We start from the raw sequence: 13,135 nt of genomic DNA on the forward strand, positions 1-13,135 counted from the left end.
GTCAGAGCCTGTGAAGTCCACTCAGCACCCTTTCGAGCAGCGCGCGGTCGGGCCGGCCGGTGCCGTGCCCGGTGCCGTAGACGCGAATCTTTCCCTGGTCGGCGAGGTCGCTGAGCAGGACGCGGACCACGCCCAGCGGCATCTTGAGGAGGGCGGAGATCTCCGCCACCGAGCGCATCCGGCGGCAGAGCTCGACGATCGCCCGCATCTCCGGCATCACCCGGTCGCCCCAGCCGCCGGACGTGAGCTCGCGCCGCTCTTCGGGGGCTTCCAGCGCGGCCACGAAGGTCTCGACGAGCAGCACGTGGCCGAATCGCGTCCGGCCGCCGGTGAGCGAATACGGCCGCACGCGCGAGGGTTTGCGATCCCCGCCGCGCACGGGGAGTTTGGGGGACTTACTCACTGGGCGCTCTCCATCGACTTGCGGAGTTCGGTGCGGAGTTCGGGGGTGAGGACGTGGCCGGCCCGGCCGACGAACAGCGCCATGTGATAGGCGATGGCGCTCATGTCGCAGTCCGGTGCGGCGTGCACGCCGAGCAGCGAACCGTCGCTGATCGACATCACGAACACGCTGGCCTCGTCCATCGTGATCATCGTCTGCTTGACGGACCCGCCGTTCATCAGCTTCGCGGCACCCTGGGTGAGGCTGCCGAGTCCGGACACGATGGTGGCCAGGTCGGCGCTGGACCCGCGGGGCCCACCGGCGTCGCCGGGGCGTGCGGTCTCGTCCGCCCGGTCAGGGTCGGAGCTGAGCAGCAGCAGGCCGTCGGAGGAGACCACCGCGACCGAGCCGATGCCCGGCACCTCCTCCACCAAGTTGCTCAGCAACCAGTGGAGATTGCGGGCCTGGCTGCTCAGTCCTTGTCCGTAAGCAGTGGGCGCTTGCGCCTTCACTCGCGTGCCTCCTCGACAATGTGGCTCTCTTCCGGGGCCCCCGCTCCGTCGGTGTCGTTCTGTGGGCTGGTCTGTTCGGTCGTGCCTTCCGCGAGTTCGGCCGCCACGTCACGCCGGCCGGTCCGCGCCCCCTGCTGGAATCCACCGAGCCGGCGCCGCAGCGCCTCGGCGTTGGCCGCACCGCTCTTGCGCGGGGCGGTGGGCGCCTGCTGCTGCGCCACGATCTTGGGCGTGCGCTTGGGCAGCCCCAAGCTGGTCCGCTGCTTCTCCGGGGCGGCCGCCGGCGCCGGGTCCTCGGACGCCGCGCGGGAAGGCGCCTCCTCCGCGGGTGCGGCGTTCGTGGGCGCCGGGTCCGTGGCCGGGGTGGCCGCCTCGGCGCGGGCGTGCTGGTCCGGGCCGATGGCGTACGGGTCCTCCGCGGCCGGGGCGGCGGCCGGCGCGGGCCCGGCCGGCGCGTCCTCCGGCGGCCGGGCGTGCTCGGCGGTTCCGCCGACCGGTATCCCGGCCGCGTCGAGCGCGCGCTCCGCGGCAGCGACGAACAGGTCGCCCTGCGGGCCGCCGGCCGGACCGTCCTGGCCGGGTGCCGGATCGGCGGCCGGTTCCGGTGCCGGCACGGCCGCCGCCCCGCCGCGGCCCACCGCCGGGTCCACCCGCGCCACCCGCGTCTGAAGGGCGTTGGAGTTCGCCTCGGCCACCGAGCCGGGCAGCCCCGGGCCGTGCGCGTCGTGCGGGACGGACAGCGCGGACGCCGGGCCGGGCCGGGTCGGCAGGATCGAGCCGGGCAGCACGATGACGGCGGTGACCCCGCCCTGCTTGGCGTCCCGCAGCTGGACCCGGACACCGTGCCGGGCGGCCAGCCGTACGACCACGTAGAGCCCGAGGCCCAGCGCCTCGTCGATGTTCTCGGCGGTCGAGGCCGCCTCCGCGTCCGTCAGCCGCTCGTTGAGCTCGGCCATCCGCTCCGCGGTCATCCCGATGCCCTCGTCCTGGACCGAGAGCATCACCTCGCCGCTCTCCAGCAGCCAGCCGGACAGCTCGACATGGGCGTCCGGCGGCGAGAAGGCGGTGGCGTTCTCCAGGAGTTCGGCGACCAGGTGGCTCAGGTCGTCCGCGGCGAAGCCGGCGACCTGGCAGTGCGGCGGCAGCGACTGGATGCGCACCCGCTCGTAGCGTTCGATCTCACTGACCGCGGCGCGCAGCACGTCCAGCAGCGGGACCGGGCCCGGGTGGTTGTTGCCGTGCTGTTCGGCGCCCGCCAGGACCAGGAGGTTCTCGCTGTTGCGGCGCATCCGCGCGGCGAAGTGGTCCAGCTTGAAGAGGGTGTCCAGCCGCTCCGGGTCCTGCTCGGTCTCCTCCAGCCCCTCGATGACCCCGAGCTGGCGCTCCACCAGGCCCAGGGTGCGCAGCGCGAGGTTGACGAACCGGCCCTGTACGCCGGTGTGGGCGGCCTTGAGCCGCTCGGTGAGGTCGGCGATCTCCTCCTTGAGGGCCTCGCCCTGCTCCTGGAGCACCTCGCGCTCGGCGACCAGCCGCTGCCGGCCGCTTATCAGCCGCTTGCGCTCGCCCTCCAGTTCGGTGGTGCGCCGCGACAGCTCGCCCACCTGGGTGTGCAGCGCGTTCACCGACCGTACGGCGGCGGCGAATTCGTCGTTGCGGCCCTTGTACGTGATGGGGTCCTCGTGCGCCGGGTCGGCGGCGACCCGGCGGGCGCCGATCCGCAGCGCGGCCAGCGGCTGGGTCATCGAGCGCGCGGCCCAGATGCCGGCGCCGACGGCCAGCAGCAGGCAGAGGCCCTCCAGGCCGATCCGGATCTCCAGCTCGGTGACGTCGTCGTCGCGCAGCTGGCCGAGACGCTGGACGTCGGCGGTGGCCATGGCCGATTCGACGCCCCGCATCAGCCCGATCCGGGTGGTGAGGGCGTTCTCCACCCGCTGGCGGCTGAGCCGCAGATCGGCGGCGTCCAGGCGCGGCTGGTCGGTGAGCCGGGTCAGGTAGCGCTCGGCGGTGCTGACGTCCGTGCCGTTGACCGTGCGGTCGTAGCGGTCCCGGGCGCCCTGGCCCGCACTCTCCCGGAAGTCGCCCAGCGCGCCCTGCTCACGGACCCGGGCGACCTGTGCGAGACCGGTCAGCGTGGGCTGGCTGCCGCCCGCGTTGAGCCCGGCGAGCAGCAGGGCGCGGGTGGCGGCGGCCTGGTCGGTGGCGCGGGCGAGCGCGGGCAGCGCCCGGGTGTCGGCGTCGCCGGAGTCCGCCCGGGCGGGCAGCCCGCGGGCGATGTCGTCGCTGATCGCCCCGAGTGCCTGGATGATGTCGGTGTACGCGCGGTAGACCTGCTCGGCCGATTCCGTCCGGGCCAGCGCCTTTTGACGGGTTTGCGGGAGGGTCTTGAGCAGTTTGGCGGCGGTCACGTAGACCGCGCTGTCGCCCGAGGCGTCCTGCGCCTCGGTGCGCAGGTCGTCGATCTGCCGGTCCACGCGGGCGCGCTGGGGGCGGGCGACGGCGGCGTTGTCGGCGCCGGGGCCGCTGGTGACGGCGGCGCCGGCCGCGGCGGTGTGGGCCCGGGTGCCGTTGACGCCGGGGAGGTGGGTGCCGGTTCCGCTTCCGGTGCCGGTTCCGGCCGTGGTGGTGCCGTTTGTTCCGCTTCCACCGGTCGTGCCGGTTCCGCCGGTTGAGGCGGTTCCGCCGGTTCCGGTCGTGCCGCCGGTGCCGGTGCCGTTGACCGTGCCGGTGCCCGCGCCGTTGCCGGTCCCGTTGACGGTGCCGTTTCCGGAACCCGTGCCCGTGCCGTTGTCGCCCGTGCCCGTACGGCCGTTGTGGCCCGCGGCGGCGTAGCCGGTCATCCCGTCGCGCTCGTCGGCGAGGGAGTGCGCCAGTGCGATGGCGCGGGCGTTGAGTTCGGCCAGGTCGACCAGGTGCTGGCTGTTGTTGGCGTCGTCCGCCGTGCCGAGCAGACCGGGGGCGCCGGCCCCGAGGACCGCGACGGCGACCACGGCCACCGCTCCGACCAGCCGGTTGCGCACCCGTGCGGGACGCTGCCCCGCGAGGTCGTCACCGCCGGCCGCGCCCGGTCCCTTACCGGAACCGGAGCTCTTGCCAGGACCCGAACCCGTCACCGGTCCGGAGACCGAACCGGCCGGTGAACCCGGCTTCCCTGCGCCGCCCCGAAGCCGCATCTTCCGCACCGCTGCTCGCATTCCTGTCTCGCCTGCCCACGCCGTGTGGCGTCGCGGACCCGGCTCGCTCTCCGCTCGCGGGCGGACCTGCGCGCACTCCGCAGCAGCGCATACTTCCGCGAGGGGGAACAGTCCGGCTCTGCGCGTCGCGACGAATGTCCTGGCCCCCCGTGATCCGGGCAATGACCATTCCACCGGCCCCGCGCAGTGGCTCGGCAACACATGCCCGGCCACCTGAACGAGTGAACATCAATCGGAGTTTGACCATCAACTTCCGCGCGGCAACGATTTTCGCCGCAACCCCGCGCAACCCCCGGACGGGTTTGGAGATGCGTCCCCGTCCTGGCAGGATGCGCGCCCGCACGCCTCCGGAGCGCCGGTCCGTACCTTCCGCACGGCTCTGACCTGCCCGTACGCCATCCGTCGCGCCGCGTGACCGGTCACCCGGCGAAATCCGCACCCTCCGGCAGACTGACCGGCATGCGCATCGAACTCGCCACCGAGCCGGGCGACCCCCAACGCCCCAACGAGGACTACGCGTCGGTAGCCCTGCCGGCCTCCGGCCAGGGCGGAGTCCTGGTCCTGCTGGACGGCGTGACCCCGCCCGACGAGGACTACGGATGCCGTCACACGGTGCCGTGGTTCACCGCGCGGCTCGGCGGCGCAATGCTCGAACTGTCGGTTTCACACCGGGATATGACGCTCGCTGAGGCGCTCGCTGAGGCCATCTCCCGGACGGCCGCCGTTCACCGGGGCACCTGTGACCTTTCTCACGCCCGCACTCCGCAGGCAACTGTCGTGGCCGCAAGGTGGTCCGCGGACACCGTCGAGCACCTCGTGCTGTCCGATTCGGTGCTCCTCCTGGAGCACGCCGACGGGTCGGTGCGCCCCGTACTGGACCCGCGGCTGGACCAACTGCCACCTGCGGTCAAGGCCCGGCGCGCCGCCGTACGGGCACTGCCCCGCGGGTCGGCGGAACGGGCCGCGGCGGGCCGGGAGTACGTGCGTGCCGTCGAGGCGCTGCGCAACGCGGAGGGCGGTTTCTTCACGGCGGCCGCGGATCCGGCGGTGGCGGCCCGCGCGGTCACCGGCACCACCCCGCGGGCCGCGGTGCGTTCACTGACCGCCCTCAGTGACGGCGCGGGCCGCTGGGTCGAGGTCTTCGGGGCGGGCTCCTGGGCGGACTGCGCGGGCCTGGTGGGCACGGAGGGGCCGCAGGCCCTCATCGACCGGGTGCGGGCCGCGGAGGCAGCGGATCCGGAGTGCGCGGCCCACCCGCGGGGCAAGGCCCGGGACGACGCCGCGGTGGTTTTCGTCATGCCGTGACAACTCCTGCCGGTCCGGGACCTTTCGGCATCACCCTTTCGCGGTGCCCCCGGTCACGACGCGGCTTTCACCCCTCCTCGCCCTCTTGCTCCGCGTTCAAGCGGTGCAGCAGCCGGGCGAGTTCAGCCACCTCGTGGCGGTCCCAGGCGGCGAGGCGCCGGGCGTACTGGGCACGGCGGGCGTTGCGGACGCGGGTGAAGCGCTCCCGGCCCTCGTCGGTGAGGCGCACCAGGACGGCGCGGCCGTCGGCCGGGTCCGGCGCCCGGGCGACCAGGCCCAGCTGTTCCAGGGCGTGCAGCTGACGGCTCATCGTGGCCTTGCCGACGCCGAAGAAGCCGGCGAGATCGGTGGCCCGCTGCGCGCCGGCGTCGGCCAGCCGGACCAGCAGGCCGTAGGCGGACGGCTCCAGGTCGGGGTGCACCTCCCGGGCCAGTTCGCCGGACGAGGCCCGGGCCCGGCGGAGGAACACCGCCAATTCGCGCTCCAGGGCGAGGAATACGTGGTCCACACCGACCGGCTCGCCGTCCGTCGTCGCTCCGTCGGCCCCGGTGTTGTGCACGTCAGCGCCCCTTCCCGCATTTCCTGGTCTGAAAGTTTCCGCCCCCGTCGGCCGAAGCCGCAGCTCGGCCAGTATTTCGCAGGATTAGACCAACGGCAGCCCAGGGACCCTCTTTTGTCACGCCGGTCTACGCGCGTATCGTCATTTATGGCATGGCCACACCAAACGGCGGGCCGTTCGCCAAAGGTTCCGCCGCGCGTCCCGCACGCCGCACCTCCGTGTCAGCCGCGCCCACGCCATGCCGGCAGATCACCCCCCTCAGATCCGCACCCATCCCCCCTCAGGTCACACCGAGATCTCCGGAGACACGTATGTCCGTGCTCAGATCCGGCTCCCCCCATCGCCCCGCACGCTCGCTCGCGACCGTGACCGGGGCCCTCCTCACCCTCCTCGCCCTGCTCCTGGCACTGCCCGCCACGGCCGGCGCCACGGCCGTGCGGCGCGCGCCCGAGCCGGCCCACCCCGGCCAGGACTGGGCCGGCTCGCAGATCGCCAAGCACGAGGGCACCGCGGCCGGCATCGGCACCCCGCCGGCCGGCTCGCTCGCGTCGTCCGTCGAGGGGGTGGACGTCAGCAGCCACAACGGCAACGTCGCCTGGTCGACGCTCTGGAACAGCGGCGTCCGGTTCGCCTATGTCAAGGCGACGGAGTCCACCAGCTACACCAATCCGTACTTCGCGCAGCAGTACAACGGCTCCTACAACGCCGGCATGATCCGCGGCGGCTACCACTTCGCGACGCCCAACACCTCCAGCGGCGCCGCCCAGGCCAACTACTTCGTCGACCACGGCGGCGGCTGGTCCAAGGACGGCAAGACGCTGCCCGGCGCGCTGGACATGGAGTACAACCCCTACGGCGCGACCTGTTACGGACTCAGCGCGGCCGGCCTGGTCAACTGGATGAAGGACTGGTTCGCCACCTACAAGGCGCGCACCGGCCGGGACGCGGTCATCTACACCTCCACCAGCTGGTGGAAGCAGTGCACCGGCAATTCGTCCGCCTTCGGCGCGATCAACCCGCTGTGGGTCCCGCGCTACGGCTCCTCGGTCGGCGAACTCCCGGCCGGCTGGGGCTTCCACACCATCTGGCAGTACACCTCGACCGGCCCCACGGTCGGTGACCACAACCGCTTCAACGGCGCGATGGACCGGCTGCAGGCACTGGCCAACGGCTAGCGCGGCCGCCGGTGGCCCGGCGGGCGGACGCGCCCGCCCGCGCCCGGGACCCCTCCCGCCTACCGCGGGAGGGGTCTTGCGCTCCGGTCGCCTCCGTCACGCCGCGACCGGAACCTCCGGTGCCGCGCCGTTGTGGGCCGGGGTCAGGGCGAGCTCCAGCACCTGGCGGACGTCCGAGACCGGGTGGACCTCCAGGGCCGCCAGGACCTCGGCGGGCACGTCGTCCAGGTCCGGCTCGTTGCGCTTGGGGATGATCACGGTGGTGATCCCCGCGCGGTGCGCCGCGAGCAGCTTCTGCTTGACGCCGCCGATCGGCAGCACCCGCCCGGTCAGCGAGACCTCACCGGTCATCGCCACGTCCGGCCGGACCTGCCGGCCCGACAGCAGCGAGGCCAGCGCCGTCGTCATCGTCACGCCCGCGCTCGGCCCGTCCTTGGGAACGGCACCGGCCGGTACGTGCAGATGCACCCCTCGCTCCTTCAGGTCACCGACCGGAAGCTCCAACTCCGCGCCGTGCGACCGCAGGAACGACAGCGCGATGTGCGCGGACTCCTTCATCACGTCACCGAGCTGGCCGGTCAGCGTCAGACCGGAGGCCCCGGTTTCCGGATCGGCCAGCGACGCCTCCACGTAGAGGACGTCACCGCCCGCACCGGTGACCGCGAGACCAGTCACCACGCCCGGCACGGCCGTCCGCCGCTCGGCCGGGTCCTGGGCCGACTCGGGGGTGTGGTGCGGCCGTCCGATCAGCGGGCGCAGCTGGTCCGCGCCGACGCCGAACGGCAGCTCCTGCGCGCCGAGTTCGTGCTGGGCGGCGATCTTGCGGAGCAGCCGGGCGATCGACCGCTCCAGATTCCGCACGCCCGCCTCGCGGGTGTACTCGCCCGCCAGCTTGCGCAGCGCGTCCTCCTCCAGCGTCACCTCGCCGGGCTCCAGACCGGCCCGTTCCAGCTGGCGCGGCAGCAGGTGGTCCCGGGCGATGACGACCTTCTCGTCCTCGGTGTAGCCGTCGAGCCGGACCAGCTCCATGCGGTCGAGCAGCGGCTCGGGGATGGCTTCCAGGACGTTGGCGGTGGCCAGGAAGACCACGTCGCTCAGGTCGAGTTCGACCTCCAGGTAGTGGTCGCGGAAGGTGTGGTTCTGCGCCGGGTCCAGGACCTCCAGGAGGGCGGCGGCCGGGTCGCCCCGGAAGTCGGAGCCCACCTTGTCGATCTCGTCGAGCAGGACGACCGGGTTCATCGAACCGGCTTCCTTGATCGCCCGGACGATCCGGCCCGGCAGCGCGCCGACGTACGTACGGCGGTGGCCGCGGATCTCCGCCTCGTCCCGGACGCCGCCGAGCGCGACCCGGACGAACTTGCGGCCCATGGCGCGCGCCACGGACTCGCCCAACGAGGTCTTGCCGACACCGGGCGGCCCGACCAGCGCGAGGACGGCGCCGCCGCGCCGCCCGCCTATCAGGCCGAGCCCCCGCTCGGCCCGCCGCTTCCTGACGGCCAGGTATTCCGTGATCCGTTCCTTCACGTCCGCCAGGCCCGCGTGGTCGGCGTCCAGGACCTCCTTGGCGCCGGCGATGTCGTAGGCGTCCTCGGTCCGTTCGTTCCAGGGCAGTTCGAGGACGGTGTCGAGCCAGGTGCGGATCCAGGAGCCCTCGGGGCTCTGGTCGCTGGCCCGCTCCAGCTTGTCGACCTCCTTGAGGGCGGCCTTGCGGACGTCCTCGGGCAGATCGGCGGCCTCGACCCGGGCGCGGTAGTCGTCGCCCTCGTCCTCGGGGTCGCCGTTGAGCTCGGCGAGCTCCTTGCGGACCGCCTCCAGCTGGCGCCGCAGCAGGAATTCCCGCTGCTGCTTGTCGACGCCCTCCTGGACGTCCTTGGCGATGGACTCGGCGACGTCCTGCTCGGCGAGGTGGTCGCGCAGCGCCTCGGTGGCGAGCTTCAGCCGGGCGACCGGGTCGGTGGTCTCCAGCAGGTGGACCTTCTGCTCGACGGTCAGGAACGGCGAGTAGCCGGAGTTGTCCGCCAGCGTCCCGACGTCCTCGATGCCCTGGACCCGGTCGACGACCTGCCAGGCACCGCGCTTGCGCAGCCAGCTGGTGGCCAGCGCCTTGTATTCCGTGACGAGTTCGGTGACGGCACCTGGCAGCGGATCAGGAACCTGCTCCTCCACCGCGGTGCCCTCCACCCACAGCGCGGCACCGGGGCCGGTCGTGCCGGAGCCGATGCGCACCCGGCCAAGGCCCCGGATCAGCGCGCCGGGATCGCCGTCGGACAGCCGCCCGACCTGCTCGATCCGCCCGAGCGTGCCGATGCCGGCGTAGTTCCCGTCGACCCGGGGCACAAGGAGCACCCGCGGTTTGTTGCCCGAGGAGGCGGCGGCCTGCGCGGCCTCGACCGCGGCGCGCACCTCCGTGTCGGACAGGTCCAGGGGCACCACCATTCCGGGGAGCACGACCTCGTCATCGAGGGGCAGCACGGGCAGAGTGAGCGGTGTGGACGTCGAAGCCATGATCTCCCCTTCGGCAAGCAAGTTGAGCTTTACCCACTCAATGCCGGGAGTCGGGGAGATGTTCCCCGTCGCGCGTTCGCTGTGAGCGATCAGACGGCGGGCCGCCAGTGGCCGGGGCGGGTCAGGCCGGACGGGAGCTTGGTGGCGGCATCGCCCTTGGCCGCGTTCAGTTGGGACTGGGTCAGGAAGAGGGCGTCCGTCAGATCGGCGCCGCTGAGGTCGGCGTCCCGCAGGTCGGCGCCGATCAGGTCGGCCCGCCGCAGGTCCGCCCCGGTGAGGTCGGCGGCGATCAGGTACGCCCCGCGGAGGTTGGCGCCCTGGAGCCCCGCACCCCTGAGGCGGGCACCCATCAGGTCGGCGCCGCGCCGCTCCTTCTTCCGGCCGGGCACCCGGGCCCGGACGAGCTCGCTGGTGCGCAGCAGCAGGACGTTGACCTCGGCCCGGTGGGCGGGCATGTCCAGCGCGCCGAGCTCCTCCGCGCTGCCGCGGGTGAGGGCCTCGGTCTTCTCCAGCGCGGCGCGCAGGTCGTCGTGGACCGGGCGGGCCGCAGGCAGGGTCAGCGCCTCGGACAGGTACCAGAGGAGTTCGTGCAGCTGCCGCATGACGGGGAAGACGTCGAACATCTGCCGCGCCGTACCGGGCGCCTGCCGCCAGTCCTCGCCGCCGAAGGTGACCTGGGAGACCTTCTGCCCGGCGCCGAAGCAGTCGAAGACGGTGCAGCCGGAGAAGCCGCGGTTTCGCAGGTCGCGGTGGATGCCGCAGCGGAAGTCGCCCTGGAGGTTGGGGCACGGCCGGCCGGCGTCCTTGTCGATCGCGAAGTCCGCCGAGCGCGCGAACGGCAGCGCGACGCAGCAGAGCCCGAAGCAGCTGCCGCAGTCGGCGGTCAGGCCGCGGTCGGCGGCCGTCAGGCCCAGGTCGGCGCTCTGTCGGCCGGGTGCGACGGGGTCGGGCAGCGGGCGGGCGGTGCGGTCTCGGGACACGATGCGGGTACTCCTGCGGCCGGCGGGCGCGGTACGCGGCGGCGCCCGGAAAGGGACTCCATTCTTCCAGGCCGCGGTCCGGGCTCTGCCGGGCGGCGAGGCCGGGGGCGTTGTCAGTGGTCGCCCGTAGCCTCGGTCACATGAGCATGATCGGAGAGTACGCACGTGTGACACCTGCCGAACTCACCCGTGTCCTCGGCGATCCGGAGTGGGGGCTGGCGCTCGTCGCCCGGCGGCGCGAGGCGGAGGCCGCGGCGGCGCCGGAGCCGGAGCGGGCGCGCTGCCTGGACGTCGACAAGAGCTGGGACGCGCTGGGATTCCTGCTGCGCCGCGCGGGATTCCCGGTGGACGTCGTGCACGGCGAGGAAGCCGTCCCGGACGCCGAGGACTGGGGCTACGGCCCGCCGCGCTACCTCACCCCCGAGCGGGTGCGGGCCGCGGCCGAGGCGCTCGCGGAGATACCCGCGTCGAGCCTGACGGCCGGCGTCGGCCCGGAGGACCTGGCCAAGGCGGAGGTCTACCCGACGATCGTGTGGGAGCGGGGGAGTCGCTGGACTACGTCACCGATTACTACGCACTCCTGCGGCCGTTCTTCGGCGCGGCGGCGGAGAAGGGGGACGCGATGCTCATGTGGCTGGGGTAGGGCGGCAGTTCGCCGCCGCGACGGCCGGGCCGGCCGCGACCGGACCAGCAGCCACGGCCACCGCAACGGCCTCTCGCCGCCGGCCCGGACGCTCCTCACGAAACGTCAGGACTGCTAGGTTCGCGGCATGTTGCAGCGGATGTCCGGGGTGTTCATCGGTGCACTGTTCGGGACGGTCTTCGTGGTCGCCAACGCGCACGCTCCACTGAGCCCCGCCGTCGGCGTCACCCTGCGCGTGGTCGCGGTGCTCACCTTCGCGGGCCTGCTGGCGCTGGCGCTGCTGGCGGGCCGCCGGGGCGGGCCCGTGGTGGACGCGGACGGGGCTCCCCGGGCGGACTGGTTCCGCGGGAAGTTCGGGGTCGTGGTGGCGGCCGAGGCGGTGCTGCTGATCGGCGGCCGGGTCGCGCTGCGCGGGGCGGGCGCCCCCGACGAGACCTCCGTGGCCTGGATCGCGCTCATCGTCGGGCTGCACTTCATGGCGCTGGCCGCGGTCTGGCAGCGGCGCTCGGTCGCCGTCCCGGGCACGGCGCTCACCGCGCTCGGCGTGGCCGGACTCGGAATGGCCGCGACCCGCGCGGTGGTGTGGGTGCCGTTCGTCAGCGGCGTCCTGTCCGGCGTCGCCCTGCTGGGCGGCTGCGCCTACGCCATCGCGCAGACCTACCGGTCCACCGTACGGCCGTAGTTGGCCCACGGCGGGCCGGGCCCGCGCGGCAGGCGGTGCCGTAGCCGCACGGCGCGCCGGTGCGTAGGCGCGCCCCGGCAGGCGGCGTATCTCCTTCGGCGCGGACGCGCACTCCCGGAGTGCGGCGCGGGCGCGGGCACCGCGGCTCAGGGTGCGGTGCCCGCGCCCCGCGATTCGGGGTGCGGGCACGCCCCGCCGTTCAGGGCGTGGACACTCCCCGCGGTTCAGGATGTGCCCGCAGGGCCGGGTGGCCCAGGTCGCCGAGGAGCGGGGTGGGGCCGGTCCGGACGACCAGCCAGCGGCGGAGCACTGGCCAGCTCGCCACGCCCAGGAGGAGCGAGAGCAGATGGCCCCAGTCCGTCATCGGGTCGGTGTAGGCGAGCAGGGCGGTGCCGGCGAGCCAGCCGGCGCCGCCCAGCAGCGGCCAGCGCAGCCAGGCCGGCAACACCCCGGCCAGCGCGCCGATGCAGGTCATCACGCCGAAGCTGATGCCGTAGTCGAGGCGGTGCAGCGAGCTCTCCGGCAGCCCGCCGGCGGCGACGGTGAAGGCGACCGGCACCTCCGTGGCGAGGGTGGCCAGCGCATGCCCGCCGAAGAAGACCGCGGCGGTGCGCAGCCCCCCGATCCGCCGTTCCAGCGCGGGCAGTACGACCAGGAATCCGAGGGCGTAACCGGAGGTCAGGCCGCCGGCGACCCAGAGCGCGCTGGCGACCAGCACCAGCAGCGGGGCCTGCGCGAGGTGCACCACGTCCGTGCTGGAGCCCTGGAGCAGCTGGGAGACCAGGGTCGGGTCGGCGTGCTCGGCGAAGAGCGAGGTGGCCACGAGCAGCAGGCCGTAGCCGACGGAGAAGGGGGTGCCGAGCAGCAGCCGCCAGGGCCGCGGGCGGGCGCGCGGCGGAGCGGGCTCCGGCTCCGGATCCGCCACGGTCACGGGTGCCGCGGTGTCCCGGCCGGTGCCCTGCCGTGGGATGCCCGGCAGGAGGGCGGGTGGTCCGTCCGCTCCGGTGCTCCCGGCCGGTGCCCGGCCGCCCGACGTCCGCTCCCCCTGCATTCCCCCGACGGTTCCCAGCCTGCTCACGGTCCGAGGCCCCTTCCGTCCTGACGCATCCACCGAGCCACGCCCGGGGTTCCTGGGCCGTGCGTGAGTGCTCCGCCGTGCACAACGTCCGCTCGCCCTGCACAACGTCGCGGACCAGCCTGC

11 protein-coding genes are annotated in these 13,135 nt (G+C 73.7%); 4 read left to right on the forward strand and 7 right to left on the reverse strand.

Going from position 1 to position 13,135, the window contains the following annotated elements; genetic code table 11:
* Position 1 precedes the first annotated feature (1 nt).
* From OJ254_RS02980 to OJ254_RS02990, 3 genes are read right to left on the reverse strand one after another with little or no spacing between them, the layout of a single operon-like run.
* Positions 2-403 carry a DUF742 domain-containing protein gene (locus OJ254_RS02980; protein WP_261955719.1) on the reverse strand — a complete coding sequence of 134 codons (402 nt, stop codon included), beginning with the start codon at positions 401-403 and terminating at the stop codon, positions 2-4.
* The gene (locus OJ254_RS02985) at positions 400-894 is read right to left on the reverse strand and encodes a roadblock/LC7 domain-containing protein (protein WP_265361128.1); all 495 of its coding nucleotides are present in this window, start codon (positions 892-894) and stop codon (positions 400-402) included. Before OJ254_RS02985 ends, OJ254_RS02980 begins: the two co-directional genes overlap by 4 nt.
* Entirely contained in the window at positions 891-4,004 is a 3,114-nt protein-coding gene (locus OJ254_RS02990; protein WP_423835813.1) for a sensor histidine kinase, read from the reverse strand. Before OJ254_RS02990 ends, OJ254_RS02985 begins: the two co-directional genes overlap by 4 nt.
* Positions 4,005-4,544: 540 nt before the next feature.
* On the opposite strand from OJ254_RS02990, the gene OJ254_RS02995 reads away from it, so the two are divergent.
* A complete protein-coding gene (locus tag OJ254_RS02995; protein WP_265361129.1) occupies positions 4,545-5,390 on the forward strand; it encodes a hypothetical protein in 846 nt (281 codons plus the stop codon).
* A 67-nt stretch (positions 5,391-5,457) separates the two neighbouring features.
* Here the strand turns inward: OJ254_RS02995 and OJ254_RS03000 are convergent, their stop codons facing one another.
* Positions 5,458-5,949, reverse strand: a complete 492-nt coding sequence (locus OJ254_RS03000; protein ID WP_265361130.1) for a MarR family winged helix-turn-helix transcriptional regulator — start codon at positions 5,947-5,949, stop codon at positions 5,458-5,460.
* Positions 5,950-6,260: 311 nt separating this feature from the next.
* Between OJ254_RS03000 and OJ254_RS03005 the strand changes: the two genes are divergently transcribed.
* Positions 6,261-7,124 carry a lysozyme gene (locus OJ254_RS03005; protein WP_265361131.1) on the forward strand — a complete coding sequence of 288 codons (864 nt, stop codon included), beginning with the start codon at positions 6,261-6,263 and terminating at the stop codon, positions 7,122-7,124.
* 96 nt (positions 7,125-7,220) lie between these two features.
* Here OJ254_RS03005 and lon read toward each other — a convergent pair whose 3' ends face one another.
* The gene (gene lon / locus OJ254_RS03010) at positions 7,221-9,629 is read right to left on the reverse strand and encodes an endopeptidase La (RefSeq protein ID WP_265361132.1); all 2,409 of its coding nucleotides are present in this window, start codon (positions 9,627-9,629) and stop codon (positions 7,221-7,223) included.
* Positions 9,630-9,718: 89 nt separating this feature from the next.
* Positions 9,719-10,543, reverse strand: coding sequence for a pentapeptide repeat-containing protein (locus OJ254_RS03015; RefSeq protein WP_265365023.1), 825 nt, complete (start codon positions 10,541-10,543; stop codon positions 9,719-9,721).
* 206 nt (positions 10,544-10,749) lie between these two features.
* Between OJ254_RS03015 and OJ254_RS03020 the strand changes: the two genes are divergently transcribed.
* Both OJ254_RS03020 and OJ254_RS03025 read left to right on the forward strand, forming a co-directional pair.
* On the forward strand, positions 10,750-11,370 hold the full coding sequence (locus tag OJ254_RS03020; protein ID WP_341483554.1) for a YfbM family protein: 621 nt from the start codon (positions 10,750-10,752) through the stop codon (positions 11,368-11,370).
* A gap of 9 nt (positions 11,371-11,379) precedes the next feature.
* Positions 11,380-11,934 (forward strand): hypothetical protein, encoded by a 555-nt coding sequence (locus OJ254_RS03025; RefSeq protein ID WP_265361133.1) that lies wholly within the window; start codon positions 11,380-11,382, stop codon positions 11,932-11,934.
* A 199-nt stretch (positions 11,935-12,133) separates the two neighbouring features.
* On the opposite strand, the gene OJ254_RS03030 is transcribed toward OJ254_RS03025, so the two are convergent.
* On the reverse strand, positions 12,134-12,985 hold the full coding sequence (locus OJ254_RS03030; RefSeq protein ID WP_265365024.1) for a rhomboid-like protein: 852 nt from the start codon (positions 12,983-12,985) through the stop codon (positions 12,134-12,136).
* Positions 12,986-13,135 lie beyond the last annotated feature (150 nt).

It is taken from the genome of Streptomyces endophytica (assembly GCF_026153355.1).
Classification (GTDB): domain Bacteria; phylum Actinomycetota; class Actinomycetes; order Streptomycetales; family Streptomycetaceae; genus Streptomyces; species Streptomyces endophytica.

Bases quoted from the DNA above. Each gene is read 5' to 3' on its own strand.
- OJ254_RS03030 (WP_265365024.1), bottom strand. From the start codon at position 12,985: ATGCAGGGGGAGCGGACGTCGGGCGGCCGGGCACCGGCCGGGAGCACC.
- OJ254_RS03025 (WP_265361133.1), top strand. From the start codon at position 11,380: ATGTTGCAGCGGATGTCCGGGGTGTTCATCGGTGCACTGTTCGGGACG.
- OJ254_RS02995 (WP_265361129.1), top strand. From the start codon at position 4,545: ATGCGCATCGAACTCGCCACCGAGCCGGGCGACCCCCAACGCCCCAAC.
- OJ254_RS03005 (WP_265361131.1), top strand. From the start codon at position 6,261: ATGTCCGTGCTCAGATCCGGCTCCCCCCATCGCCCCGCACGCTCGCTC.
- OJ254_RS03020 (WP_341483554.1), top strand. From the start codon at position 10,750: ATGAGCATGATCGGAGAGTACGCACGTGTGACACCTGCCGAACTCACC.
- lon (WP_265361132.1), bottom strand. From the start codon at position 9,629: ATGGCTTCGACGTCCACACCGCTCACTCTGCCCGTGCTGCCCCTCGAT.